This is a genomic window from Usitatibacter rugosus (genome assembly GCF_013003965.1).
Lineage (GTDB): Bacteria > Pseudomonadota > Gammaproteobacteria > Burkholderiales > Usitatibacteraceae > Usitatibacter > Usitatibacter rugosus.
Map to the genome: position 1 here is coordinate 2,246,273 of NZ_CP053069.1, position 25,847 is coordinate 2,272,119.

At 67.6% G+C, this 25,847-nt stretch carries 28 protein-coding genes; 18 read left to right on the forward strand and 10 right to left on the reverse strand.

Features of this window, described 5'->3' with window-relative positions:
- The 3 genes from DSM104443_RS10695 to DSM104443_RS10705 are packed head-to-tail and all read right to left on the reverse strand — an operon-like array spanning position 1 to position 4,897.
- Positions 1-588, reverse strand: a complete 588-nt coding sequence (locus DSM104443_RS10695) for a chemotaxis protein CheB (RefSeq protein WP_171092051.1) — start codon at positions 586-588, stop codon at positions 1-3.
- Positions 585-1,436, reverse strand: a complete 852-nt coding sequence (locus DSM104443_RS10700) for a CheR family methyltransferase (RefSeq protein WP_246232844.1) — start codon at positions 1,434-1,436, stop codon at positions 585-587. Before DSM104443_RS10700 ends, DSM104443_RS10695 begins: the two co-directional genes overlap by 4 nt.
- Positions 1,421-4,897, reverse strand: a complete 3,477-nt coding sequence (locus DSM104443_RS10705) for a response regulator (RefSeq protein WP_171092053.1) — start codon at positions 4,895-4,897, stop codon at positions 1,421-1,423. Before DSM104443_RS10705 ends, DSM104443_RS10700 begins: the two co-directional genes overlap by 16 nt.
- Positions 4,898-5,060: 163 nt before the next feature.
- Between DSM104443_RS10705 and DSM104443_RS10710 the strand changes: the two genes are divergently transcribed.
- Positions 5,061-6,209 (forward strand): Gfo/Idh/MocA family protein, encoded by a 1,149-nt coding sequence (locus DSM104443_RS10710; protein WP_171092055.1) that lies wholly within the window; start codon positions 5,061-5,063, stop codon positions 6,207-6,209.
- A gap of 111 nt (positions 6,210-6,320) precedes the next feature.
- Here DSM104443_RS10710 and DSM104443_RS22050 read toward each other — a convergent pair whose 3' ends face one another.
- Together DSM104443_RS22050 and DSM104443_RS10720 are read right to left on the reverse strand one after the other, a co-directional pair.
- Entirely contained in the window at positions 6,321-6,734 is a 414-nt protein-coding gene (locus tag DSM104443_RS22050; protein WP_171092057.1) for a hypothetical protein, read from the reverse strand.
- Positions 6,731-8,095, reverse strand: a complete 1,365-nt coding sequence (locus DSM104443_RS10720) for a sigma-54-dependent transcriptional regulator (protein WP_171092059.1) — start codon at positions 8,093-8,095, stop codon at positions 6,731-6,733. The genes DSM104443_RS22050 and DSM104443_RS10720 overlap by 4 nt, the downstream gene beginning before the upstream one ends.
- A gap of 290 nt (positions 8,096-8,385) precedes the next feature.
- Between DSM104443_RS10720 and DSM104443_RS10725 the strand changes: the two genes are divergently transcribed.
- From DSM104443_RS10725 to ligD, 3 genes are all read left to right on the forward strand, one after another.
- On the forward strand, positions 8,386-9,285 hold the full coding sequence (locus DSM104443_RS10725) for a sigma-54 interaction domain-containing protein (protein WP_212757116.1): 900 nt from the start codon (positions 8,386-8,388) through the stop codon (positions 9,283-9,285).
- A 269-nt stretch (positions 9,286-9,554) separates the two neighbouring features.
- Positions 9,555-10,454 (forward strand): non-homologous end joining protein Ku, encoded by a 900-nt coding sequence (gene ku / locus DSM104443_RS10730; RefSeq protein ID WP_171092063.1) that lies wholly within the window; start codon positions 9,555-9,557, stop codon positions 10,452-10,454.
- Entirely contained in the window at positions 10,455-11,438 is a 984-nt protein-coding gene (gene ligD, locus DSM104443_RS10735) for a non-homologous end-joining DNA ligase (protein WP_171092065.1), read from the forward strand.
- Here ligD and DSM104443_RS10740 read toward each other — a convergent pair whose 3' ends face one another.
- On the reverse strand, positions 11,439-11,648 hold the full coding sequence (locus DSM104443_RS10740) for a CsbD family protein (protein ID WP_171092067.1): 210 nt from the start codon (positions 11,646-11,648) through the stop codon (positions 11,439-11,441). It lies immediately after the preceding gene.
- Positions 11,649-11,880: 232 nt separating this feature from the next.
- On the opposite strand from DSM104443_RS10740, the gene DSM104443_RS10745 reads away from it, so the two are divergent.
- Genes DSM104443_RS10745 through DSM104443_RS10765 form a run of 5 tightly spaced genes read left to right on the forward strand, consistent with a single transcriptional unit; the run spans position 11,881 to position 13,184 of the window.
- Complete coding sequence (locus DSM104443_RS10745; protein ID WP_171092069.1) at positions 11,881-12,039, forward strand: DUF3309 family protein; 159 nt, start codon at positions 11,881-11,883, stop codon at positions 12,037-12,039.
- 47 nt (positions 12,040-12,086) lie between these two features.
- Positions 12,087-12,377: a hypothetical protein gene (locus tag DSM104443_RS10750; RefSeq protein WP_171092071.1), complete on the forward strand. Its 291-nt coding sequence runs from the start codon at positions 12,087-12,089 to the stop codon at positions 12,375-12,377.
- Positions 12,378-12,380: 3 nt separating this feature from the next.
- A complete protein-coding gene (locus tag DSM104443_RS10755) occupies positions 12,381-12,527 on the forward strand; it encodes a hypothetical protein (protein WP_171088673.1) in 147 nt (48 codons plus the stop codon).
- Positions 12,528-12,546: 19 nt separating this feature from the next.
- Entirely contained in the window at positions 12,547-12,951 is a 405-nt protein-coding gene (locus DSM104443_RS10760; RefSeq protein ID WP_171092073.1) for a hypothetical protein, read from the forward strand.
- Positions 12,948-13,184, forward strand: coding sequence for a hypothetical protein (locus DSM104443_RS10765; RefSeq protein ID WP_171092075.1), 237 nt, complete (start codon positions 12,948-12,950; stop codon positions 13,182-13,184). Before DSM104443_RS10760 ends, DSM104443_RS10765 begins: the two co-directional genes overlap by 4 nt.
- Positions 13,185-13,198: 14 nt before the next feature.
- On the opposite strand, the gene fumC is transcribed toward DSM104443_RS10765, so the two are convergent.
- On the reverse strand, positions 13,199-14,590 hold the full coding sequence (gene fumC, locus DSM104443_RS10770; RefSeq protein ID WP_171092077.1) for a class II fumarate hydratase: 1,392 nt from the start codon (positions 14,588-14,590) through the stop codon (positions 13,199-13,201).
- A gap of 31 nt (positions 14,591-14,621) precedes the next feature.
- On the opposite strand from fumC, the gene DSM104443_RS10775 reads away from it, so the two are divergent.
- From DSM104443_RS10775 to DSM104443_RS10795, 5 genes are read left to right on the forward strand one after another with little or no spacing between them, the layout of a single operon-like run.
- Positions 14,622-15,206 (forward strand): cytochrome b, encoded by a 585-nt coding sequence (locus DSM104443_RS10775; RefSeq protein ID WP_171092079.1) that lies wholly within the window; start codon positions 14,622-14,624, stop codon positions 15,204-15,206.
- Positions 15,203-15,751, forward strand: coding sequence for a YceI family protein (locus tag DSM104443_RS10780; RefSeq protein WP_171092081.1), 549 nt, complete (start codon positions 15,203-15,205; stop codon positions 15,749-15,751). Before DSM104443_RS10775 ends, DSM104443_RS10780 begins: the two co-directional genes overlap by 4 nt.
- Before the next feature lie 26 nt (positions 15,752-15,777).
- Positions 15,778-16,338, forward strand: a complete 561-nt coding sequence (locus DSM104443_RS10785; RefSeq protein WP_171092083.1) for a YceI family protein — start codon at positions 15,778-15,780, stop codon at positions 16,336-16,338.
- A gap of 1 nt (position 16,339) precedes the next feature.
- Positions 16,340-17,500, forward strand: coding sequence for an aminotransferase class V-fold PLP-dependent enzyme (locus tag DSM104443_RS10790; RefSeq protein ID WP_171092085.1), 1,161 nt, complete (start codon positions 16,340-16,342; stop codon positions 17,498-17,500).
- Between the two features lie 6 nt (positions 17,501-17,506).
- Complete coding sequence (locus DSM104443_RS10795) at positions 17,507-17,977, forward strand: DUF3429 domain-containing protein (RefSeq protein WP_171092086.1); 471 nt, start codon at positions 17,507-17,509, stop codon at positions 17,975-17,977.
- 125 nt (positions 17,978-18,102) lie between these two features.
- Here DSM104443_RS10795 and DSM104443_RS10800 read toward each other — a convergent pair whose 3' ends face one another.
- From DSM104443_RS10800 to hemP, 3 genes are all read right to left on the reverse strand, one after another.
- Positions 18,103-20,085 (reverse strand): S9 family peptidase, encoded by a 1,983-nt coding sequence (locus DSM104443_RS10800; protein ID WP_171092088.1) that lies wholly within the window; start codon positions 20,083-20,085, stop codon positions 18,103-18,105.
- Positions 20,086-20,184: 99 nt separating this feature from the next.
- Positions 20,185-20,391, reverse strand: coding sequence for a hypothetical protein (locus DSM104443_RS10805; RefSeq protein WP_171092090.1), 207 nt, complete (start codon positions 20,389-20,391; stop codon positions 20,185-20,187).
- Positions 20,392-20,393: 2 nt separating this feature from the next.
- Positions 20,394-20,570 carry a hemin uptake protein HemP gene (gene hemP, locus DSM104443_RS10810; protein ID WP_171092092.1) on the reverse strand — a complete coding sequence of 59 codons (177 nt, stop codon included), beginning with the start codon at positions 20,568-20,570 and terminating at the stop codon, positions 20,394-20,396.
- 98 nt (positions 20,571-20,668) lie between these two features.
- Here hemP and DSM104443_RS10815 point away from each other — a divergent pair, with 98 nt between their 5' ends.
- From DSM104443_RS10815 to DSM104443_RS10830, 4 genes are all read left to right on the forward strand, one after another.
- Positions 20,669-20,878 (forward strand): (2Fe-2S)-binding protein, encoded by a 210-nt coding sequence (locus DSM104443_RS10815; RefSeq protein ID WP_171092094.1) that lies wholly within the window; start codon positions 20,669-20,671, stop codon positions 20,876-20,878.
- Complete coding sequence (locus tag DSM104443_RS10820) at positions 20,875-21,522, forward strand: energy transducer TonB (RefSeq protein ID WP_246232847.1); 648 nt, start codon at positions 20,875-20,877, stop codon at positions 21,520-21,522. The genes DSM104443_RS10815 and DSM104443_RS10820 overlap by 4 nt, the downstream gene beginning before the upstream one ends.
- Before the next feature lie 9 nt (positions 21,523-21,531).
- On the forward strand, positions 21,532-23,427 hold the full coding sequence (locus tag DSM104443_RS10825) for a cytochrome c/FTR1 family iron permease (RefSeq protein ID WP_171092097.1): 1,896 nt from the start codon (positions 21,532-21,534) through the stop codon (positions 23,425-23,427).
- 85 nt (positions 23,428-23,512) lie between these two features.
- Entirely contained in the window at positions 23,513-25,810 is a 2,298-nt protein-coding gene (locus DSM104443_RS10830) for a TonB-dependent receptor (protein WP_171092099.1), read from the forward strand.
- Positions 25,811-25,847 lie beyond the last annotated feature (37 nt).

Consider the following 25,847-nt stretch of genomic DNA (forward strand, 5'->3'; position numbering starts at 1 on the left):
TCATGAGGCGGTCCCGCCGCCCAGGCGTGCGAGCTGCGCTCCGATCCGCTCGAGCGGCAGCACGTGGGCGGCCGTCGTTCGTTGAAGGGCGGATGCGGGCATGAGCGGCATCTTCGCACCCGCCGGGTCCTGGACGATGGTGACGCCGCCGGCGCGCGCGATCGCCGCGAGGCCGTTGGCGCCGTCCTCGTTGGCGCCCGTGAGCACCACGCCCGCGAGGCGGGGTCCGTAGACCAGGGCCGCCGACTCGAAGAGCACGTCGATCGAAGGGCGCGAGAAGCACACCGGCTCGTCCACCGAGAGCGAGACGTAGCGCTGCGGCTCGACCAGCAGGTGGTAGTCCGCGGGCGCGAAGTAGATCGTGCCGGCCTCGATCGGCTCCTTGTCCTGCGCCTCGCGCACCGCGAGCTTGCAGCGCGACGCGAAGAGCTCGGCCAGCACGCTCGGGCGGTCGCGCGGGATGTGGATCACGACGAGCACCGCGGCGGAGAGATCCGCGGGCAATGCGGGCAGGAGTGCCGTGAGCGCCTCCACGCCGCCCGCCGAGGCGCCGATGGCGATCGCATCGACGGTGCGCGCGGCCATCATGCGTCGCCCCGCTTCTGGTACACGCGCAGGTCGCGCGAGAGAGGCTCGAAGGCTTCGGCGTGGTGCGTGAAGCGGATCGATTCCTTCGAGCCGATGCCGAGCACGCCCCGGCGGACCAGCGCCTCGCGGAACAGGCCGATGGCGCGGTCCTGGAGCTTGCGGTCGAAATAGATCAGCACGTTGCGGCACGAGACCAGCTGCACTTCCGCGAACACGCTGTCGGTGGCGAGGCTGTGGTCGGAGAAGACGATGTTCTTGCGCAGCGACTTGTCGAACACCGCGCGGCCGTAGCCGGCCGTGTAGTAGTCGGAGAGCGAGGTTCGCGCGCCGGAGTCGCGGTGGTTCTCGGTGAACTTCGGGATACGGTCGATCTCGTAGACGCCCGCTTCGGCGCGCTCGAGCGCACGCGGGTTGATGTCGGTCGCGTAGATCGTGGTGCGCTCGAGCAGGCCTTCCTCGCGCAGCAGGATCGCGAGCGAGTAGACCTCCTCGCCGCTGCTGCACCCGGCCACCCACACGCGAAGCGACGGATACGTGCGCAGCAGGGGCATCACCGACTCGCGCAGCACCTTGAAGTAGCCCGGGTCGCGGAACATCTCGCTCACCTGCACGGTGAGGTAGTTCAGCAACTCGGGGAAGATGCCCGGCTCGTGGATCAGGCGGTCCTGGAGCTGCGTGAGGCTGCGGCAGCCGAAGCGATCGGCGGCGGTGGCGAGCCTTCGGCGCAGCGACGCCGTGGCATAGCCGCGGAAGTCGTAGTGGTACTTGAGATACACGGCCTCGATGAGCAGCGTCATCTCGATGTCCTGGTCGCGGGCCGGGCGCGGCGATCCTACTTGGGCATCCACACGCGCACCAGGGAGAGGAGCTTCTCGACGTCGAGCGGCTTGGCGATGTAGTCGCTGGCCCCGGCGGCGAGGCAGCGCTCGCGGTCGTCCTTCATCGCCTTGGCGGTGAGCGCGATGATGGGCAGCTTCTTCCACTCGGGACTCTTGCGGATCTCGCGCATCGCGGTGATGCCGTCCATCTCCGGCATCATGATGTCCATCAGCACGAGGTCGATCGCTTCGGCACCGGCGGCGCGGGTGCGCTCCAGCGCTTCGAGCGCCTCGCGGCCGTTGCGCGCGATCTCGATCTTCACGCCCTTGGGCTCGAGCACCGCGGAGAGCGCGAAGATGTTGCGCACGTCGTCCTCGACCACGAGGACCCGGCGGCCTTCCAGCGCCGCTTCGCGCTCGCGCGCGGCCTTGAGCATCCGCTGGCTTTCCGGCGGCAGCTCCGATTCGACTTGATGGAGGAAAAGCGTGACCTCGTCCAGGAGCCGCTCGGGCGAGCGCGCGTCCTTCACGATGATCGACTTCGAGAAGCGCCGCAGCTCCAGCTCCTGGTCGCGGGTGAGCGAGGCGCCGGTATAGACGATCACCGGGGGGAAGGCCACGTCGTCCTGTTCGGCCATGCGCTCCAGCAGCTTGTGGCCCGACAAGTCGGGGAGATTCAGGTCCATCACCATGCAGTCGTACGTCGTCGTCTGCAGGTGGGCAAGTGCGCCCGCGGCGCTGTCCACACCCGTGATCTCGACGCCGCTGGCGGCCAGCAGGCGGATGATCGCGTCACGCTGGCGGGTGTCGTCTTCCACCACCAGCACACGGCGCAGGCTCTTGGAGATCCGCTCCTCGAGGCTTCGAAGGGTTGCCTCGAGTTGCTCGCGCTTCACGGGCTTCAGCGCATAGCCGACCGCGCCCCGCTCCATCGCCGCCCGCGTGTAGTCGGCGACCGAGACCACGTGCACGGGAATGTGGCGGGTCGACGAGGTGTGCTTGAGCTGGTCCAGCACGCCGAGCCCGGAATGGTCCGGCAGGTTCATGTCGAGCACGATCGCGCTGGGGATGAAGCGCATCGCCGCGGCGAGGCCCTCTTCCGCCGTGCCGGCCGCGACGCACTTGAAGCCGAGCTCGTGCGCGAGGTCGCGCAGGATCGCGGCGAAATTGGGATCGTCCTCCACGACGAGGATGTGGCGCTCGCGCGGCTGCAGGCCGTCGCGGTCGTCCTCGATGTGGCCGCGAACGGCGATCGGGTCCTCCTTCGCCATCGCTGGGCTGCGGGGCACGGCGGGCGCGTCGGGCACGGGCTGCGTGCCGGAGAGGGACGAGCTGGTGCGTGTCGTGGGCGAGACGTCGGAGAATTTCGACGGCAGCGTGAGCGTGAAGACGCTGCCTTCGCCCGCCGTGCTCGAAACGGAGATGTCGCCGCCCAGCAGGCGCGCGAGGTCCCGCGAGATGGACAGGCCCAGGCCCGTGCCGCCGTACTTCCGGTGCGTGCTGCCGTCGGCCTGGCGGAAGGCCTCGAAGATGATGTGCTGCTGCGCCTCGGGAATGCCGATCCCGGTGTCGCGCACGGCGAAGGCGATGCGGTCGGGCACCGGCGCGAACACCCGCAGGCTCACTTCGCCCTTCTCGGTGAATTTGAGCGCGTTCGACAACAGATTGCGAAGAATCTGGCCGAGGCGCTGCGCGTCGGTCTCCATCGACGCGGGCGCGCCCGGCTCGAGCGCCAGGTCGAGCGTGAGGCCCTTCTCGCGTGCCACCGGGGCGACCGTGCGGAGCATCGCTTCCAGAGCCGGCTTCAGCGCCACCGTCTCGGGCTGCACCTCGAGGCGGCCGGCCTCGATCTTCGAGAGGTCGAGGATGTCGTTGATGAGCGCCAGCAGGTCGTTGCTCGCCGAGGAGATGGTCTGCGCGAACTTCACCTGCTCGACGGAGAGGTTGCCGCCGACGTTGTCGGCGAGGAGCTTCGCCAGGATCAGCGTGGAGTTGAGCGGTGTGCGCAGCTCGTGGCTCATGTTCGCCAGGAACTCGCTCTTGTACTGGTTCACGCGCTCCAGCTCGCTCGCCTTCTCCGCCAGCGTCGACTGGACCCGCATGAGGTCGTCGTTGCGGCCTTCGAGCAAGTGGGCCTGCTCCTCCAGCTGCTGGTTCGTCTGCGCGAGCTCCGCCTGCTGGGACTCGAGCTGCGCCGAGGATTCCTTGAGTGCGCGGCCCTGTTCTTCCAGCTCCTCGTTGGAGACGCGGAGCTCTTCCTGCTGCGCCTGCAGCTCTTCGGCTTGCCGTTGCGTCTCCTCGAGCAGCGCTTCGCGCGCCTCGCGTTCCTTCGACGTGCGCACGGCGATGGCGAGGATCTCTCCGGCTCGCCCGACGAGGTCCTCGTCGTCGCGGTCGACGGCGCGGAAGAAGCCCAGCTCGATCGCGCCCTGCACGGCGCCATCGACGATCGCGGGGACGATCAGCAGCTGCCGCGGGGCCGAGCTGCCGACGGCAGAGGCGATGCGAAGATAGCCTTGCGGGACATCGCGGATCGCCAACGCCCGGCCCTCGGAGGCGGCTTGCGCCAGCAATCCATCCGCGGGGCGCGTCGGCTCGGCTTCGATCTCGCTGGGTAACGCGTAGCCGGCGAAGCGACGGAACAGGCCGCTCTCCTCCTGCAGGTAGATGGCGCCGACGCGCGCGTCGAGATATCGGCCGAGGTAATCCAGGACCGTCTCGCCGAGCGACTCCAGCCGCTGCTCGCCCTGCACGCGCTGGGCGAGACCGGCCACGCCGTTACGCACCCAGACCTGGCGTTCGCGCGCGCGGTAGTCGCGGGAGGCCATCACGGCCGCCGCGAAAATCAGCACGAAGAGCACCGCCGAACCGGCGAAGGTGAAGACGACCGAGAAATTGGTCGCGTCCTCCCAGGTCGCGCGGCGCTCGACGAAAGCGGACCGCTCGGCGTTCTCGAAGTCGCCCGCCACCTGGCGCAGGCGATCCATGGTGACCTTGCCGCGATCGCTGCGGACCACGGACATGGCCTCCTCGGCCTTGCCGGCCCGACGCAACGCCACGGTTTGGCCGAGCTCCTCGATCTTCGCCGCCGCGAGCTGGCCGATCGAGTCGACCCGCGTGGCCTGCGCGCTGTCCTGTCCCACGAGCTTGCGGAGGTTCTCGACCTCGCTGGCGATGCGCGACCTGGCGGAAAGGTAAGGCTCCAGGTACGACTCCTCGCCCGTGAGGAGGTAGCCGCGCTGGCCCGTCTCCGCATCCTTCAGGGTCGAGAGGACGGTCTGCAAACGCTCGAGTGTCTCGAGCGTCTGCGTGACGCGCGCGACCGCCGCGGCACGGCTCTCGAGGGTGCGATAGGAAACGAGCGCGATCAGCAGGACCGCGACGCCGGCGGCGATGAAGCCGGCGAGCGGACCGGGCGGGAGGAGCGCCAGCCGGCGCGGGTCACGGCCGGAGCCCGACCCTTCGGCGTCGTCGAGGGTTCTTGTTGTCATCGAGGTGGATATGCGGCGTGCGCGCCGGCTCGTTTCGTCGATCGAGTATAGAAGTGGGTCCCGTCGCCCGCTGTAGGACCCCTCCGACAGGCGAGATGGTTCGAGGCGGCCGGAGGACGTATGCTTGCGGTCTTTTTGCAGCCGCGACGTCCAGGAGAGAAACATGGCAGTAAAGAACGTCCCGAAGAAGCCCGCCCGCGAGCGTCCCCAGGGCCACGACCCCATTCGTTTCGCGGTGGTGGGTCTCGGATTCATCGCGCAGGCTTCGGTCCTCCCGGCCTTCCGCCAGGCGAAGGGCGATGCGGTGGTGACGGCGCTCGTATCGGCCGACGCGAAGAAACTGAAGGTCCTCGGCAAGCGCTATGACGCGCCGGTGCTCGCCACCTACGACAAGTACGACGCGCTGCTCGCGAGCGGCGAGATCGACGCGGTCTACATCGCGCTGCCGAACACGATGCACCGCGACTTCACCGAGCGCGCTGCCCGCGCCGGCATCCACGTGCTGTGCGAGAAACCGCTGGCGACCAGCCTGCTGGACGCGAAAGCGATGGTGCAGGCCTGCTACCGCGCGAACGTGAAGCTGATGACGGCCTACCGCCTGCAGCTCGAGCCCGCGACGCTGACCGCGATCGAGATCGTTCGCGGCGGCGACATCGGCGAGCCGCGGCTTTTCACCTCGACCTTCTCCAATCCGGTGAAGGCGCCCAACATCCGCCTCGAGAGCGACCTCGGCGGCGGCACCATTCCCGACATCGGCGTGTATTGCATCAACGCGGCCCGCCACGTGTTCCAGGACGAGCCGATCGAGGTCTACGCGGCGCTGTCGCGGTCGAAGGATCCGCGCTTCAAGCAGGTGGAAGCCGCCGCGTCATGCGTGCTGCGTTTCCCCGGCGATCGCGTCGCCTCGTTCACGTGCGGTTTCGCCACCGATCCGCAGGTCCAATTCGAGGTGCTCGGAACCACGGGACGCCTGCGGCTGGACGACGCCTACGAGATCGCGAGCGACAAGGTGCTCACGCTCTCCCGCGGCAACCATCGCAAGGTCACGCGCTTCGGCAAGGGCGACCAGTTCGCGCCGATGCTGATCCACTTCGCCGATTGCATCCGCGGCAACTTCGATCCCATCGCCTCGGGCGAGGAAGGCCTGAGGGATGTGCGGATCATCGAGGCGCTCTACCGCTCCGCCAAGCTGGGACGCCCGGTAGCCCTGCCGGCGGAAGAGCCGCCGAAGCGCTTGCGGCGCGAGCAGCAGATCAAGGGCGGGCCCATTCGCCAGGTCGAGCTGGTGAACGCGCGCGCGCCGGGCGGCTAGGACGAAAAAAAAGGGGGCTCAGACGAGCCCCCAACCCCACGAATCCGGTACCGCTCCCCGGGCCCCCTCCCCGCGGTATGCGAATTGGGAGGGGCGGGAGCGGATGACGCATCAATGGCTTCGCAACATCCGTGCCCAGCGCCGATGAGAGGAGCGGAGCGTTGAAATCGCGTCGCGCGAGAGAAAAAAATCCAGTTCGTCGGTAGGCATTACCCGCTCGCCGAGCCTGCGCGGCTTGGGTCCCGGCGGTTCGATGACGGGCGCGCCGGGCGGATGCAGCGGATCGGGCGGAACGGTCGGCTGCGGAGCGGGAGCCGGATCTTCACCGGGCGGCAACGGCGGCACCGGTTCCGGGGCACCGACGGCGGAACGCGTGGGTGGAATGCCCGAGCGTCCCGGATCGTTCTCCGGCATGTCGGGCTGCACCGGCCGCTCGCCCGTCTTCTCCGGCGAAGGCTCGCCCGGCCATAAGGGCGGCTTCTTCTCCGGCGGGAAAGGCTCCTGCGGCTCCGGGGTGCGGCTCATCGCATTCCCTGCGCCTCGGCGGCGGAACCGTATTCCTTGAGCCGGTTGTAGAGCGTCTTCACGCAGATGCCGAGCATGCCCGCGGCGCGCTTCTTGTCGCCGCCGCAATACTGCAGCGTCGAGACGATGAGCTGGCGATCGGCGGCCGACAGCGGCGTGCCCAGCGGCAGCACGATCGACGGCGTGGGCGAGGCCGAGTTGGAGGGCCGCTCCACGTCCAGGGGCTCGGGCTGCGACGAGCCGAGCTGGCCGAGGATCGACAGACGCTGGATGTAGTTGCGAAGCTCGCGCACGTTGCCCGGCCACGAGTGCTTCTCGAGCAAGGCCACGGTCTGCGGCGAGATCGTGTGGTGGGCGCCCTGCTCCGCGTTGATCTCCTCGACCAGTGCGCGGGCGATGAGGCCCACGTCTCCGTCGCGCGAGCGCAGCGGCGGGATCTCGATCGGGAACACATTCAAACGGTGGAAGAGGTCCGCGCGAAGCTTGCCGGCCTGCACCGCGATCCGGGGATCGCGGTTGGTGGCGGCGACGATGCGCACATCGATGTCGATCGGCTGGGCCGTTCCGATGCGCATGAGCTGCCGCGTCTCGAGCACGCGAAGCAGCCGGACCTGGAGCTCCAGCGGCATCTCGGTGATCTCGTCCAGGAACAGCGTGCCGCCGTTGGCCTGCTCGAAATAACCGCGGTGCATGCGGTCGGCGCCGGTGAAGCTGCCGCGCTCGTGGCCGAACATCTCGCTCTCGATCAGGTTGGGCGAGATGGCGCCGCAGTTGATGGCGAGGAAAGGCTGCTCGCGGCGGCGCGAAAGCTCGTGCACGGTGCGCGCGACCAGCTCCTTGCCGGTACCGCTCTCGCCGGTGAGGAACACGGTGGCCTCCGTGGGGGCCACGCGGGCGAGCTGGTCATAGACGCGCTGCATCGCGGGCGAACGGCCCACGAGGCGCCCGAATCGTCCCGAGTCGCGCAGCTCGTCGCGCATCTTGCCGATCTCGGCCCTCAGCACGCCGGATTTCGGCACGCGCGAGAGCACGGCCTTGAGGCGCTCGAGGTTGATCGGTTTCGTGAGGTAATCGGACGCGCCGCGGCGAAGGGCCTCGACGGCCGTCTCGACGCTGGCGTAGCCGGTAATGAGCACCACCTGCGTGGCGCGCCGGTCCTCGATGTCGGCCACGAGGTCCATCCCCGTGCCGTCGGGCAGCTTGAGGTCGATGAGGACCACGTCGGGGTGCTGGCGGGTGAGCTGGATCCGGGCATCGCGGAGCGTTCCGGCGGTGGCGGTGGTGAAACCCGCGTCGCGGACCAGTTCCTCGAGCGCTTCACGGGCGATTTCGTCGTCCTCGACGATCAGTGCGTGGGGCATGGGCGGGTTCTCCTGACCTGGCTTCCATGGATGACGCCCCAGCGTAAAACGTTCCTTTCGGAAAGTTTGTCAGAGAAACACCTACATTTTTAGCAGACGAGTCCGACAGGCCTACACGCGCGCGGGATAGATATTGCAAAGACAAAATTGCCGGAGAGCCAACAATGCTTCACGAGCCCACCCTTCCTTCTTCCCTTCCCCTCCTTGCCCGCCGTCCCGTCCCCGCCCCCCGCACAGGGCGAGGCAGCCGCAGGAACGACTTGGTCGGCGAGTCGGCCGCCATGATCCGGATGGGCCGACAGATCGACGACGTGGCACCCACCGACGCCACGGTCCTCATCGTGGGCGAAAGCGGGACCGGCAAGGAGCTCGTGGCGCGTGCGGTCTGGGAACGCAGCCTCCGGGCCGGCGCTCCGTTCGTTGCGATCAACTGCGGCGGCATTCCCGCGTCCCTGCTCGAGGCGCAGCTCTTCGGCCACGAGCGCGGCAGCTTCACCGGCGCCCACCAGCGCACGGCCGGCTATTTCGAGACCGCCCACGGCGGCACGTTGTTCCTGGACGAGATCACGGAGATGCCGCTGCCCATGCAGACGGTGCTGCTGCGCGCTCTCGAGGAGCGGCGCATCCGCCGCGTGGGCGGCGAAGCCGATATCCCGGTCGATGTCCGCGTGCTCGCCGCGACCAATCGCGATCCCGAGCAGGCCGTTCGCAGTGGCCTCCTGCGCGAAGACCTTCTTTATCGCCTGAGCGTTTTCCCGATCGAAGTCCCGCCGCTTCGCCACCGCGAGGACGACATCGAGCTGCTCGCCCGCCATTTCCTCGCGAAGCTGAACACCGAGTCCGGCTCGCATCGCCGGCTGTCGACGCGCTCGCTGGCCGTCCTTCGCACCTATCCGTGGCCGGGCAACGTGCGCGAGCTCAAGAACGCGATCGAGCGGGCCTACATTCTTTCCGACAACGAGGTGGAGATCGCTCCGGGTGAAGTGAGCCTGCGGGCCGCCACGCGCGTCGAGGGCAATGCCCTCAGCATCGCCCTGGGCACGACGCTCGCCGATGCGCAGCGCGACTTGATCCTCGCGACCCTGGCCCAGCTTCGCGGCGACAAGGAACGCACCGCGAAGACCCTGGGCATCTGCCTGAAGACCCTCTACAACCGCCTCCAGGTCTACCAGGAAGTGCGCGGCGGCTAGCCCGGCCGCGCTGCGGCGTGGCGTGGCGCGGATGCGAGCGCGGATCCACCGGTGCATGCGGCGGGTCCTTCGGCCGCTCGCGGTGGACCTTGTCCGGGCGCGCTTCGCTGGGCGGGCTGCGGCCGTCGGAAGGCGGCGGTACGTGCGGGATGTGTTCCTTGGTCATGGGGCTCTCCGGTCGCGGACCGCGTGCTTTGCGCGGCACTGAGGAACCTGTGACGCCCGCCGCGCGACTAAATTCCCATCGACCGCAACGTTAAGGAAGACCCATGCCCCGTCCCCTGTGGAAAGGCGCCATCAGCTTCGGCCTCGTGAACGTTCCCGTGGCCATCTACCCGGCCGCATCGCGCGACGGCATCAGCTTCGACTGGCTCGACAAGCGCGACATGGCCCCGGTGGGCTACAAGCGCGTGAACAAGGAGACGGGCAAGGAAGTGCCCAAGGAGCAGATCGTGAAGGGCCTCGAGTACGAGGACGGCCACTACGTCGTGCTGTCCGACGCCGAGATCAAGTCGGCCAACACCAAGGCCACGCAGACGATCGACATCGTGGCGTTCGTGGACGCGGAGTGCATCTCCCCGCTGTACTTCGACTCCCCCTACTACGTCGCCCCGGGTCCGCGCGGCGACAAGGTCTATGCGTTGCTGCGCGAGACGATGCGCAAGGAAGGCAAGGTCGGCGTCGCCTACGTGGTGCTCCAGACCAAGCAGCACCTGGCCGCGGTGCTCGTGCAAGGCAACCACCTCGTGATGATGACGCTGCGTTGGGCGAGCGAGATGCGCGACGCCAAGGCCATCGACGTGCCGCCGGCGAGCTTGAAGAGCTCGGGCGTGCGTGACAACGAGATCAAGATGGCCACGCAGCTGCTGAAGGATATGAGCGAGAAGTGGGAGCCGGGCCAGTACCACGACAAGTTCCACGACGACATCATGGCGCTGGTGAAGAAGAAGGTCGCCGCGGGCAAGACCGAGGAGGTCATGAAGCCGGAGAAGGAAGCCGAGGAGAAGCCCTCGAACGTGATCGACCTCACGGAGCTGCTGAAGCAGAGCCTGGCGAAGAAGGGTGACAAGGGCCGCAAGGCTCCCGCGGCATCCGTGCGCAAGACGCCCGCCCGCAAGGCGGCTGCGCGGAAGCCTGCTGCTTCGCAGGCGCGGCGTCGCGCGGCGTAGATGCCCGCGCCGCCCGGAGCCCACCGCTCTCCCCTTCCCGCTTTCCTCCCTCCGCAGCTCGCCACGCTGGTGGATCGCCCACCCGCGGACGCGAGCGGCTGGAGCTACGAGATGAAGTGGGACGGTTATCGCATCCTCGCGCGCGCGACCGGGGCCGACGTGAGGCTCTTCACGCGGAACGGCAACGACTGGACCGCCCGCCTCGGCCCGCTGGCCCGCGACCTCGCGAAGCTGAAGCTGCGCGAGGCGTGGATCGACGGCGAGATCGTCGTCCTCGACGACAAGGGCGTGCCGAGCTTCCAGCGCCTGCAGAACGCGTTCGACGAAGGCCACGTCTCGCCGATCCAATACCGCGTGTTCGACCTTCCTTTCCACGACGGTCTCGACCTGCGCGACGTGGCCCTGGAACAGCGCCGCGCTCGCCTCGGACGGCTTCTCGAGAGGAAGACGACGCCGGCCTCGGTGCGTTTCAGCGAAGACTTCGATGCCGCCGGCGGCGAGCTCCTCGAAGCGGCATGCCGCATGGAGCTGGAAGGCCTGATCGGAAAGCGGCGCGACGGCGCGTACGTTTCAGGCCGCTCGAAGGCGTGGATCAAGCTGAAGTGCAAGAAGCGCCAGGAGTTCGTCGTCGTCGGCTACACCGAGCCGCGCGGATCGCGTTCGGGGTTCGGAGCGCTGCTCCTTGGCGTGAACGGACCGGAAGGATTGCGCTATGCGGGCAAGGTCGGCACGGGCTTCGACCAGCGCCTGCTCGACTCGGTGTACGGGAGGCTCTCGAAGCTGGAGGCGAAGCAGATCGACCTCGCGCAACCGCCCACGGGCTACGAGGCCCGCGGCGTGCACTGGGTGAAGCCCAAGCTGGTGGCCGAGGTGGAATTCGCCGAGTGGACGGGCGAAGGGATCGTGCGCCAGGCCGTGTTTCGCAGCTTGCGCGACGACAAGCCCGCGGCGGCGATTCGCCGCGAGCGTGCCGCGAAGGCCTGACTAGCGAAGCGCGGACGTGTCGATGCGAAGGGCGCTGGAACGCCGGCGCGCATCCGCCAGCGCGATGCCGCGGGCTTCCATCATCTCGCCGGCCCAGTATTCCTGGCGGCCTTCGAGCACGCGGAAGTCGTCGTCCGTGATGCGGCCCCATTGCTGCAGGACCAGCCCTTTCAGCTGCCGGTAGTTGCCGGCGAGGATCTCGCGATTCATTGAAAAGCTCCGTGGGGAACGAGGGAGTGTCAGGCAAACCCCTTGCACGTCTCATGCCAGAGACTGCGCGGGGCATGGGGTCTGACAACGTTTCGCGTCGGTAGTTTTTTCCCGCAACGCAGGAACACCGTTCGTCGGACTCCACGAAGGGTTCGCGGTTTCCCCTCTGTACGGGCGCGTTGGCACGGCCATTGCAGTAGTCCATTCAAGTCAACTCGAATGGAGTACCCCCATGAGTATCGGAATGATCGTTCTCATCATCCTCGTGCTGCTGCTGGTCGGCGCCGTCCCCGCATGGCCGCACAGCACCAGCTGGGGCTACGGTCCGAGCGGCGTTCTGGGCCTCGTGCTCGTCGTCGTCATCGTGCTGTTGCTGATGGGCCGCATATAACGCTTTTCCCCCGACATCCTTTCCCACCCAACGACCGGAGAAAAACCATGACGTTCGAACGCAAGAAGATCTTCCTCGCCATCCTCGCCACCAGCGCCGTACTGACCGCGTGCACGAAGGAAACCAGCACCACGAGCACGACGCGCGAGACGACCAGCGCGCCGCCGACCTCGACCGCGAGCACCACGCAGTCGTCGACGACCACCACCACGCCGGCCTCGCCGACGGATTCGTCGACCACCACGTCGTCGACCACGACCACGACGCCGCCCCCGTCCTCGACGCCGCCGCCGAGCACCACGACCACCACGACCACCGACACGACGGTGAAGAAGTAAAAAATGATCAAGCCCTTCTTCCTGTCGCAGAAGACCGCGGACGCGATGCAGCGCACGCAGGCCGGCAAGGCCGGCTACATCCTGCTGTGGCTGCTGGGCGTGCCGATTCCCATCCTGTTCCTCATCTACCTGCTGCGCGGTTGCAGCTAAAACCACCGGAGAGAGACCCATGAAGACGATGAAACCCCTTAGCGCCGCGCTTGCCGTGGCGATCCTGGCCGTGACCGGCGCTGCTGTTGCGCAGGTGTCGGCCGACAAGACCGGCAAGTCCACGTCGGGCAACACGCCGGTCGCGACCCCGGTCACTCCGGGCGCCCCGGGCCACCCCCTGTCCGGCACGGGCGACGATCCTGCCTATGGCCGCTACTGGACGGCGCTCGACGCCAACGGCGACGGCAAGGTCACGCGCGACGAGTACCTGAACTACTACGGCAAGCGCTACGACTCGTACGACACGACCAAGCGGGGCTACTACGACCGCCAGTCGGCTCGCTCGCTGTACCTCGAGCGCGAGATGAGCAAGACCGACGGGCAGCCGAAGGGCGATCCGCTGAATCCGACCACCAAGAAATGAACGCAGCCGCATCTGAAGGAGCGGCCCCGCTCGCGATCCACGTCGACCTCTCGCGAGAGGGGTTGTGGGAAATCCGCGAGCGGGGCTGCGATCGCATGCTGGCGACGTTCGGCGACGAGGACGATGCCTGCGCGTATGCGGACGGCATCGCCCGCGTCGTGCAGGGTGCCTGCATCGTGGTGAACGGCCAGGCGCGTACCGGCTCTCGCCACGTTCGCATCGCGCCCGGCTAGTTCCGGGCGGTGTCCTAGCCGGGGCGGGTCATCGCCTCGGGCTTCACCCAGCCGTCGAATTGCTCGGCCGTCACGTGGCCGAGCGCCAGTGCCGCCTCGCGCAGGCCCGTGCCTTCCTTGTGGGCCTTCTTCGCGATCTCCGCCGCCTTGTCGTAGCCGATGTGCGGCGCCAGTGCCGTCACGAGCATGAGCGAGCCCGCCACCAGCGTGCGGATGCGCTCGTGGTTGGGCTCGATGCCGCGCGCGCAATGCTCGTCGAAGCTGGCCGACGCATCGGCGACGAGCCGCGTGCTCTGCAGGAACGCATAGGCGATCACGGGCTTGAACACGTTCAGCTCGAGGTGCCCCTGCGCGCCGCCGAAGTTCACCGCGACGTCGTTGCCCATCACCTGGCAGCACGCCATGGTGAGCGCCTCGGCCTGCGTGGGATTCACCTTGCCCGGCATGATCGAGCTGCCGGGCTCGTTTTCCGGAATGAGGATCTCGCCGAAACCCGAGCGCGGACCACTTGCGAGGAGGCGAACGTCGTTGGCGATCTTCATGAGCGAGGCCGCCGCCCCTTTCAGCGCGCCGTGCGCGTTCACCAGGGCGTCGTGCGCGGCGAGGGCCTCGAACTTGTCCGGCGCCGAGACGAAGGGATGGCCGGTGGCGCTCGCGAGCTCCGCGGCGACGCGCTCGCCGAACTCGCGATGCGTGTTGAGCCCCGTGCCCACCGCGGTGCCACCTACTGCGAGCTCGCAGCAATGCGGCAGCGCGTCGCGCAGGTGTCCCACGGCGTGCGCGAGCTGCGCCTTGTAGCCCGACATCTCCTGCCCGAGCGTGAGCGGCGTGGCGTCCTGCAAATGCGTGCGGCCGATCTTCACCACGTCGCGGAAGGCCTCCGACTTCTTCGCGAACGTTCCGCGCAGCGCTTCGAGCGAGGGGATGACGCGCTCGCGAAGCGCCGTGACCGCGGCGACGTTCATCGCGGTCGGGAAGATGTCGTTGGACGATTGGCCGCGGTTCACGTCGTCATTCGGATGCACGAGGCGGCCTTCGCCACGCGGGCCGCCCAGGAGCTCGCTCGCGCGGTTGGCGAGGACCTCGTTCGCGTTCATGTTGGTCTGCGTGCCGGAACCGGTCTGCCACACGACCAGGGGAAACTCGCCGGGCCACTTGCCCGCGAGCACCTCGTCGGCCGCGGCCATGATCGCGTCGGCCTTGTCGGGTGTCAGCGTGCCGAGGTCGCGATTGACCCGGGCGCAGGCACGCTTCACCTGCACGAGGGCCCGTACCAGCTCGTCCGGCATGCGTTCGCCGGAGATCTTGAAGTGCTCGACGGAGCGTTGCGTCTGCGCGCCCCACAGCCGCTCGTCCGGGACCTCGATGGGTCCGAAGGTGTCCTTTTCGATGCGCTTGGCTGCCATGTCACGGCCCCTTGGTAGAATCGACGCCTCCATGAACTATACCGAGCGCTACACCCGCACGGCGATCGCGCTGCACTGGATCGCCGCCGTCCTCATCCTCGGCAACCTTGCGTGGGGCCTGTACATGGTCTCGCTGGAGTTCTCGCCGGCGAAGCTCAAGTACTACTCCTGGCACAAGTGGACGGGCGTGACGATCTTCGTGCTGGCCGCGGCGCGCCTGCTGTGGCGGCTGAAGCATCCCGCGCCGCCCCTGCCCGCGCACATGCCCGTGTGGGAGAGCCGTGCCGCGCATGCCTCGCACATCCTGCTCTATGTCCTATTCTTCGCAGGGCCATTGACGGGCTGGCTCTTCAGCTCCGCCGGCGGTTTCCAGACCGTCTACTTCGGTGTCCTGCCGATTCCCGATCTCCTCGGGAAGGATCGCGAGCTGGCCGATGTTCTCAAGGTGGTGCACCGCTCCACGGTCTATGCGTTAGGTGGACTGATCGCTCTCCACGCCGCGGCCGCCGTGAAGCACCACGTCATCGACCGCGACGATGTCCTCACCCGCATGCTGCCGTTCCTGAAGCCCCGCCCTCCCGCCCCAACTCCTACGGTCCTGCCTCCCACGCCATGAAACGAATCGCCCTCCTGCTCGTTGCCGCGCTCTTCGCGCTCCCGGCTCTCGCCGCGCCGAAGAAGATCGATGCCTCGAAGAGCTACATCCGCTTCGTGTCGAAGCAGATGAACGTCCCCGTCGAAGGCAAGTTCAAGACCCTCGACGGCACCGTGGACTTCGACCCGAAGAAGCCCGAGGCCACGAAGGCCGAGTTCGAGGTGGACCTGGGCTCCATCGACATGGGGACCACGGAAGGCGAGACCGAGGCCAAGCGTCCGCTGTGGTTCAACGTGCCGCAGTTCCCCAAGGGCAAGTTCACCGTGTCCTCGGTGAAGGCCGCGGGCCCGAACAAGTTCGAGGCCGCGGGCGCGCTCACCATCAAGGGCATCACCCAGAACATCACGACGTCGTTCACGCTCAACGACGCCGGAACCACGCGCACCGTCGAAGGCCAGTTCACGCTGAAACGCCTGCAGTTCAAGATCGGCGAGAAGCAATGGGCCGACACCGAAACCGTTGCCGACGACGTCCTCGTCAAGTACCGCTTCGTCCTTCCCCTCTGATTCTTCCTCCAGGAGCCCTGCCCCCTATGAAACGCCTGCTCATCGCGGCCGCAATCGCCGCCGCCCTTCCCGCCGCCGCCCAGGAAACCTACTCGGTGGACGCCGCCCACACCGTTCCCGTGTTCGAGGTGAAGCACCTCGGCATGTCCACGCAGCGCGGCATGTTCACCAAGGCCAGCGGCAAGATCACCATCGACCGCGCGGCCAAGAAGGGCAACGCCGACATCACGATCGACATGACCTCGGTCTCCACCAGCGTGTCGAAGCTGAACGACCACCTCAAGGCCGACGATTTCTTCGGCGCCGAGAAATTCCCGACGGCCACGTTCAAGGGCAGCGACTTCAAGTTCGAAGGCGACAAGCTGGTCTCGGTGGGCGGCAACCTCACGCTGAAGGGCGTCACCAAGCCGGTCACGCTCGCCGTGAGCGCCTTCAACTGCGGCAACCATCCGATGAACAAGAAAGCCATGTGCGGCGCCGATGCCTCGGTGACCATCAAGCGCAGCGACTTCGGCGTGAGCTACGGCATCCCCGCCATCAGCGACGACGTGAAGCTCTCGATCCCGGTCGAAGCCTTCAAGGACTAGCTTGCTCGCGCAGCACTTCGCCCGCTTCTTCGCGGCGAACCCCGGCTGGCTCCACTTCGGGGCGCACAGCCACCATCCCTGGCCCGATGCCACCCAGTCCGCCCACGAGCGGTACTGGGTGGACTCCGCCACGCGCGTCGACCGCAAGTGGGACAAGGTCTTCGGCGAGATCGTCCCGGCCGCGCAAGGCCACGTCGCGCGGCTGCTCAACCTCGAGGACGCGAAGCAGGTCGCCTTCGCGCCCAACACGCACGAGTTCGTGGCCCGCCTCTTCTCGTGCCTCGATTTCTCCCGGCCCGTTCGCGTGCTCGCGAGCGCGCATGAGTTCCACAGCTTCCGCCGCCAGGCGCGGCGCCTGGTCGAGACCGGGCGCGTGGAGCTGGTGGAAATTCCCGCGGAGCCGTACGAGACCTTCCCTTCCCGCTTCGCCGAGGCCTGCGCGCACGGCGGCTGGGACATGGTCTGGCTCTCGCAGGTGTTCTTCGATTCCGGCTTCGTCGTGAACGGTCTTGCCACGATCGTCGAGGCCGCGCCGCCGGAGGCCCTCGTGGTGATCGATGGTTACCACGCGTTCTGTGCGCTGCCGGTCGACCTGGAGCTGATCCGCGATCGTGCGTTCTACATCGCGGGCGGCTACAAGTACGCGATGAGCGGCGAAGGCGCGTGCTTCCTCGCCGTGCCGCCCGGCAATACCTCGCGGCCGGCGGATACCGGCTGGTTCGCCTCGTTCGAGACACTGAGTGGCCCGCCACCCGACCGAGTGCCCTACTCCGAAGGCGCGATGCGCTTCTGGGGCGCGACGTTCGATGCCTCGGGCCTCTACCGCTTCGGTGCGGCGATGGACTGGATGCAGGCAGCCGGTGCCACGCCCGCGGCGATCCACGAGCACGCGCAGCAGCTGCAGGAGCGCTTCCTCGGCGGCCTCGCGTCGATCGGTTCGCCGCGCCTTGCACCCTCGCACCTCGTGCCCGGCATGGGCATCGAGCGTGGCAACTTCCTCACGTTCGATCTCGACGATGCGGAAGCGGTCCACAAGCGCATCGTGGATGCGGGCATCTACGTCGACCGCCGCGGCCGGCGCGTGCGCTTCGGCTTCGGCGTGTACCACGACACGGCGAGCGTCGACGCGCTCATCGGTAAGCTCGGCGCCATCCTGCGATAATCGGCCATGTCCCGGCCGCTCGCCTCCGCCCGCATCAAGCGCATCGCGTGGATCCTCGCGATCGCCGGAGTCATCCCGTTCGCCGTCGCCACCGCGTTCATGTTCCGCGGCGAGGCGCACGTGCGCGTGCCGGCCATCGCGGCGCTCATCACCTACTCCGCGGTGGTCCTCTCGTTCCTGGGCGGCATCGAGTGGGGCCTGGCGCTGCGCGAAGAAGCCGGCAACGAAATGACGCGCGCTGTCGCGCTGGGTCTCTCTACCGTTCCTTCGCTCGCCGCCTGGACCGTGCTGTGGCTGAACGGGCCGACGCAGCAGATCGGCACGGCGATCGGGATCTTCGTCTTCGCGTGGGGGGCGGACCAGTACCTCGCTTCGCGCGGATTGCTGCCCACGTGGTTCGTGGACCTGCGAACGGCCATCACCGGCGTGGTGACCGTGATCCTCGCGGTTGCCCTCTGGCGAGTCTGGTCGACCTGACCAAAGAAGGGCGCTATCCACGGATAAACACGGATAAACACAGATGACTTTCTCGATGTGGGTCAGGACGACAACGCAAACGCCCTAGACATCCATCCGTGTTTATCCGTGGATGATGCCTTGCCTTATTTCTTTTTCCCGCCAGGGACGACGAAGCGCGAGAGCCACGCAAAGAACTCCTCATACCAGAGCTTCGAGTTCCGCGGCTTGAGGATCCAGTGGTTCTCATCCGGGAAGAACACCAACCGAGCCGGCACGTCCTTCGCCTTCAGCGTGTTGTAGTACGCGAGGCCCTGTGAATCCGGCACGCGGTAGTCGAGCAGGCCGTGGATCACCAGCGTCGGCGTCTTCATCCCCTTCGCATGGGCGCGCGGGTTCTGGGCCTCGACCTTCTTCGAGTCGTCCCAGTAGAAAGCCCCGACCTCCTTCGGATGCCAGTACCAGGCATCGTCGGAGAACATCGCCACCCAGTCGAAGCAACCCGCATGGCACACGTAGGCCTTGTAGCGGTCGGTGTGCGCGTTCATCCACGCGACCATGTAGCCGCCGTAGCTGCCGCCCGCGGCGAGCAGGCGGTCCTTGTCGATGAAGCCCTGCTTCAGCATGTAGTCGGTGCCGGCCTCCACGTCGGCGAGCTCGCGCTTGCCGAGCTCGTGCTCGATCGACTCGAGGTAGCCCTGCCCGAACGACGAAGACCCGTGGTAGTTCACGCACACCACCACGTAGCCCTGCGCGGCGAACACGTGGTTGTTCCAGCGGAAGTGGAAGTTGTCGCCCCAAGCCGAGTGCGGGCCGCCATGGATGTTGTGCAGCAGCGGCCACTTCTTCTTCGGGTCGAAGTCGGGCGGGTAGATCACCCACATCTGCACGCGCTCGCCCTTCCAGCCCTTGATGAAGTGCTCCTCGACCTTGCCGAAGCGGAACTTGGCCATCCGCTTCGCGTTGAACGACTCGATCGGCCGTTCTTCGCCTGAAGCGTCGAGCGCGAACACCGCGGGCGGCGAGCCCATCGTGTTGCGCACGAACACCGTCATGCCGCCGTTGACGTCGAAGTCGCCGACCGTCCCGCCCTGGGCGATGACCGTGGGTTGCTTCGCGCCGAGCGGGAAGCGGAAGAGATGCGTGCGGGCGCCGTCCTCGGCATGGAACACCAGCGCGGCGCTGTCGGCGGTCCAGGCGAGCGGGGCCGCGATGCTGCGGTCCCAGCCGGCGGTGATCACCTTCACGCCCTTCTTGCGGCGGTCGACGAGCGCGACCTGGTCCGCGGCCACCGGGCTCTTGCGAAGGTCCTGGGTGAAGAGCGCGATCCACTTGCCGTCGGGCGAATAGCGCGGGCTCCCGTGCGACAGGGGCGAGCGCTCGGTGAGCGGCGTGACCTTGCGCGTGCGGACCTCGATCGCGGCCACGTGGTAGTCGTGGTCGAAGCGCTTTTCGGCCGCCGGATCGTAGGTGAAGGCGATCTCGGCGCCATCGGGCGAGATGTCGTAGTGGTGCGAAGCCGTGTCGTTCCACGGCAGCTCCCATTTCGTGGCCTCGAAGAGGTCGCGGACCTTGCCCGAGCCCACGTCGACCACGAAGAGGTGCGGCACGCGGCCGTCGGTGATCCAGTGGTCCCAGAAGCGGTAGGCGGAGTGCTCGGCGACGTGCGCCTTCACCGGATCGTCCTTGCGGGCCTTCAGCTTCTTCGCCTGGGCTTCGGCGCCCCTCACGTTCGGCCATACCCACGAGACGAACGCAACGCGCTTCGAATCGGGAAACCACTTGATGCAAGAGACACCCGTGGCGAGCGAGGTCACGCGCCGGGCCTCGCCGCCATCGGGGGCGATCACGTAGAGCTGGGCCTCGTCGTCCTCTTCGCGCCTGGCCACGAAGGCGATGGTGCCGCCGTCGGGCGACCAGCGCGGCTCGCCGTCCTTTTCACCCGCGTGCGTGAGGCGGCGCGGCTCGCCGCCGAAGGTCGAGAGGAGCCAGAGGCTCGTGCGGCCCTTGTTGTCCTCCATGTCGTAAGCCGCGACGCTGACGCACGCCTGGGCTCCGTCGGGCGAGAGCGTGGGCTGCGCGGGACGTTCGATCTTCCAGAGGTCCTCGACGGTGATCCGCTTGGCCATCTCATGCTCCCCGAAAAGAAAAACGCACCGGATACCGGTGCGTGAAATGGACGCGATTGTAGCAGCGCGTCCGGCCTCGGGAATCTGGGTGTGGATTGCTCAATGCACGGTGGTGGCCCAGGCAGCGGCGAGCTGGCGGCAGGTGTGGCGCACGTGCTCCCCCACTTGGGGGTGCCGGCCGAGCAGCTGCAGGTGGCGCTCGACCATGCACGCGATGCGCGGACAACCGCTGCGGGCGTGGCAACTCATCAGGTAGATCGCCGCCGCAAGCAGGCGGTCGGCTTCGCCGGTTTCGGCGGCTTCCACGCTCACGCCGTGAGGATCAGTTTTCCCAGGCGGGTGTGGCGCAGGCGGTACTCGCGCCCGTTGTGGAGGATGACGACCTCCGGGCGGCCCTTCAGCAGCGAGGTGCTCTCGACGACGGGCGTCGGAGGCGAGTCCAGCATCGGGGCGGGAGCGGGCGAGGTCGGCAGCATCGAGCTCATGGTGGGGGCCTTGCGGGGTTGACGGATGCGACAGGACGAATCCTATTGCGAATCTTTCTCATTTGCAAGCTCATTCGTAAACAGCTAGAATCCGGTCCATGTACATCTGCAACTGCAACGGCATCACCGAGCGCGAAATCCGCGGCGCCGTGGAGCTCGGCTGCACCACGCTGCACGACCTGCGGCGCGACCTCGGCGTGGCCACCTGCTGCGGCAAGTGCGCGCCCGACGCGCGCAAGGTCCTTCGCACCTGCACCCGCAATTGCGCGACCTGCCCGTCGGAGGCCTTCGCCGGGGGCGACGATTGAGGCTCGCCACCGCCGAGGACTACTACCCCAGTAGCGCGAGCTCGAGGGCCACGGTGCTCTCGATGATCATCGGGGCCCATGTCATCGCGGGCATCGCCGTGGTCTCCATGGGGGGCGTGGTCTACGTGGCCAAGAACGTCCCCATGCTGGTCCAGATCCTTCCCGAGCCCGTGGCTCCCAAGCCCGCGACGCCGCTCCGCCCGTTGCCGATGCCGGTCATGAAGCCGCCGGAAATCCGGTTGCCCAACCCGCCGGTGATCGAGAACACCATCACCGTCCGGCTGGAAGAAAAACCGGTCCCGCAGGCGCCGGTGCCCGCTCCCGTGGCCGCCGTCGCAGCCGCGAATCCCTCGCCCTCGGTCGAGCCGCCGCGCGGGGACCTCGCCTATCTCAACAATCCGGCCCCGAGCTACCCGGCGTATGCGAAGCGCGCGCGTGAGCAAGGCGTGGTGATGCTGCGCGTGCGGGTCGATGCCTCCGGCGGCGTCGAGGGTATCGAGATCCACAAGTCCAGCGGCTCGCAGCGTCTCGACGACGCGGCGCTCGCCGCGGTGAAACGCTGGCGCTTTGCACCCGCCCGCATGGGCGACCGTCCGATCTCCGGCGTCGCGCTCGTGCCGATCCACTTCCAGCTCGAAGGCTAGAGCCCCTCCATGCGCTCCCTTCGCGGGCTTCTCGTCGCCCTTTGCCTGCTCGTGCCCGCTGTCGCCTCCGCGCAGGATGCGGCGCTGGCCGTTCACCTGCTGGACTACATCGCGGTGGACTACGACGGCGCCGTCGCGGACGGCAAGGTGAAGAGCGTCGAGGAATACAAGGAGATGACGGAGTTCGCGGCCACCGTCGCCGAAACGATCGCCAAGTTGCCCGCCACGCCCGGCAAGGAGAAGCTCGATGCCGGCGCGAAGGCGCTCATCGATCGCATCGCGGCCAAGGCCTCGCCGGACGAAGTGGCCGGCCTCGCCCAGCAGCTCCGCCAGTCCGTGGTGACGGCCTACAAGGTGGCCATCGGTCCGAAGCGCGCCCCCGACCTCGCACGCGGCGCGGCCCTTTTCGCCGAGCATTGCGCCACGTGCCACGGGGCCACGGGCCTGGGCGACGGCATCGCCGCCAAGGGCCTCGATCCCGCGCCCACCAACTTCCACGACCGCGAGCGCCAGTCGCTTCGCAGCGCGCACGGCCTCTACAACACGATCACGCGCGGCGTCGAAGGCACGGCGATGCGCTCGTTCAGGGAGCTCTCCGACGCCGATCGCTGGGCGCTCGCGTATGTCGCGTCGAACTTCGGCACCACCGACGACGAGCGCGCCAAGGGCAAGACGCTGCTGGCCAACGACGCGGTGAAGGCGAAGTGGACCTCGCAATCCGCGATCGCCGGCCGCACGCCGCGAGAAGTGAAGGCCGATGGCGGCGATGAAGCGCTCGCCGTGCTGGCCTATCTCCGCGCCAATCCTGCCCTGCTCGACCAGGGCAAGCCCTCGCCGATCGATTTCGCGCGCGACAACCTCGCCCGCAGCGTCGAGCTCTACGCGAAGGGCGATGCCGACGGCGCCACCCAGGCCGCCCTCACCGCCTACCTCGAGGGCTTCGAGCTGGTGGAATCCTCGCTCGCCACGATCGACGAGCCGCTGGTGCGCCGCGTCGAGAACGCGATGATCGAGTACCGCAACGCCATCAAGTCCGGCAAGCCCATCGCCGAGGTGCGGGCCCTGGCGAAGAAGGCGGACGATCTCCTCGAGGATTCGCGCGAGGCGCTCTCGGGATCGCTCTCTCCCACCGCGGCGTTCATCGCGGCGTTCGTGATCCTGCTTCGCGAAGGCCTCGAAGCCGTGCTCGTCGTGGCCGCGCTGCTCGCGTTCCTGCGCCGCGGCGGCCAGACCCAGGCGCTCAAGTACGTGCACGCGGGATGGATCTCCGCCCTCGCCCTCGGCGCGGTGACCTGGTATGTGGCGACGACGCTGATCGCCATCAGCGGAGCCCATCGCGAGGTGACCGAAGGCATCACCGGCCTCGTCGCCGCGGCGATGCTCCTTTATGTGGGCTTCTGGCTGCACGACAAGTCGCACGCGCAGGCCTGGCAGGGCTTCCTGATGCGCGGCGCCCAGGGGATCGAGACCGGGGCCAAGTGGGGCCTGGCGCTCATGGCCTTCCTCGCCGTCTATCGCGAGGTGTTCGAGACGGTGCTCTTCTACCAGGCCCTGTGGATCCAGGCGCCGGGCGAGCAGCACGCGATCCTGGGCGGCCTCGGCGTGGCGCTCGTGTGCCTCGCGGCCATCACCTTCGCGATGCTTCGCTATTCGATCCGCATGCCGCTGGGCCTCTTCTTCGGGGTGGGCGGCATCCTGCTCGCCGTGCTCGCGATCATCCTGGCGGGCAATGGCGTCGCCGCGCTGCAGGAAGCAGGCTGGATCCCGATCACACCCGTCGACTTCATCACGCTGTCCTGGCTCGGCATCCACCCCAACGTGCAGGCGCTCGCCACGCAGGTCGTGCTGGCGATCGTCGTCGTGGTCCTTCTTCGCGCCTCGCGCCGGAGGGCGGCCGCCCACTGATTCGGTTTTTCGAACGCAGCACCTTCGCGCCAGCCAGCCCTCCGCGGGCAAGCCAGCCTCCAAGCATTTTTTCCGGGAGAGAAAAATGGCACAACGCCCCAGCACCACCCGCAGCATTCCGTTCCAGACGCGCACCCTCGCCGACGTGATCCGCAACCAGTTCGCCCCCGCGGCATTCGGCCTCGCCTGCGCGCTGCCGCTCGCCGTGATGGCACAGACGCCGCCGGCCGAGAAGAAGGACGACAAGGACAAGAAGGAGACGCAGCTCCCCGAAGTGAAGGTGAAGAGCACCGTCGACCCGGGCTTCAAGGTCGAGGTGACGACCACGGCCACCAAGACCGAGACGCCGCTTCGCGACATCCCGCAGTTCATCAACACGGTGCCCGAGGCGCTGATCCGCTCGCAGAACGCCACGTCGCTCTCCGACGCGCTGCGTAACGTCCCCGGCGTGACCTACGCCGCGGGCGAAGGAGGCACGCAGGCGAACCAGGTGTTCTACCTCCGCGGCTTCCCGGCGGGCGGCGACATCTTCATCGACAGCGTCCGCGACCTCGGCGAATACAACCGCGACCTCTTCGCGACCGAGACGGTGGAAGTCCTGAAGGGCCCGTCCGCGCTGATCTTCGGCCGCGGCGCCACCGGCGGCATCATCAACCAGACCTCGAAGGTCCCGGGCGTCATCAGCCGCAACGAAGCCGCGTTCACGTTCGGCAACTTCGACCGGAAGCGCCTCACGGCGGACTTCAACGTGCCCGTGGGCGAGGACAATGCCGCGCGCATCGTCGGCCTCTGGGAAGATTCCGGCTCCTACCGCTACCCGCAGGACGTGAAGCGCTACGGCCTGGCGCCGAGCGTGCGCTTCGGCATCGGCCACCCGCTCGAGATCACGCTGTCCTACTACTACCTCAAGACCGAGGACGTGACCGACTACGGCCAGCCTTCGCTTACGCCGGCCTTCACCGGCAACGGCATGTTCGAGATGCCGCCGGTGTCGCCCGAGAACTACTACGGCTACGCCAAGCACGACTACGCGAACCACGAGACCAACATCTTTACGGCGCGGATCGACTACCGCATCGACCGGAACGTGAGCCTGCGGAACGTCACTCGCCTCGCCAAGTACGAGCGCCAGGTGGAAGCCACCATCTCCACGCTTTCGGGCACCGACATGAACGGCGCGCCGGTCACGCCGAACACCCCGATGGAGCTGCTGCGCGTCCAGCGCAACCACGACTCGGGCAGGACGCGCGACAACGACGACACGGCGTTCATCAACCAGACGGACATCAGCTGGAAGCTGCAGACCGGCAGCGTGAAGCACACGATCCTCACCGGCATGGAGCTCGCGCGCGAGAAGCTCGATCGCGTGGGCTACGTCCTCGACGCGAACCCCAACCAGGCCGGCACCCAAGCTCCGACGTCGTTCACGCCGTTCCTCAACCCGGACCCGAACACCGAGCTCACCTACACCAAGACCCCGGGCGTTCGTGCGCTGGCCGAAGGCACCACCGCGGCCCTCTACTTCCAGGACCAGTTCGAGTTCAGCGACCAGTGGAAGGCGCTGCTGGGCGTGCGCTACGACCACTTCAAGGCCGAAGCGCGCACCGAGAACATCATCGCGGGCACCATCGCGACCGGCCCCTTCGACCGCACCGAGAAGATGTGGAGCGGCCGCGGCGGCATCATCTGGCAACCGACGACGACGCAGTCCTATTACGTCTCGATCGGCAACTCGTACAACCCGTCGGGCGAGCTGGCCGTGTATGGCCAGAACGGCACGAACCTGAACCCGACCAACGAGAACCTCGATCCCGAGAAGAACGTGGGCTACGAGATGGGTGCGACCTGGGACTTCGCCGACGGCCTGCAGATCCGCAGCGCGATCTTCCGCAACGAGAAGACCAACGCGCGCCGCCTGGACGAGACGGGCGCCACCGTGCTGACCGGAAAGCGCCGCGTCGACGGCATCGAGATCCAGTTCGCCGGCAACATCCTGCCCAACTGGGAGGTCTACAGCGGCATCGCGTTCATGACGGGCAAGATCGTGTCGTCGAACGCGAACCAGGGCAAGACGCCGCTCGGAGTCGCCGATGTCGCTGGCAACGTCTGGACCACGTACAAGTTCGCCGGCGGCTGGGAAATCGGCGGCGGCGTGCGCGGCACGTCGGGCTTCTGGCTGAACGACGCCAACACGGGTGAAGTGCCCGCGGCGGCCATCGTCGACCTGACGGCGGCCTACGTGAAGGCCAACTATGAAGTGCGCCTCAACGTGACCAACGTCGCGGACAAGACGTACTACATTGGGGGTTACCAGAACAACCCGAACCGCGTGATCCCCGGCGAGCCGCGTACGTACGCCGTGACCCTGCGCTACTCGTTCTAAAAGTATTCGCGTCCAGCCACCCTAAAGGCAGCCACGA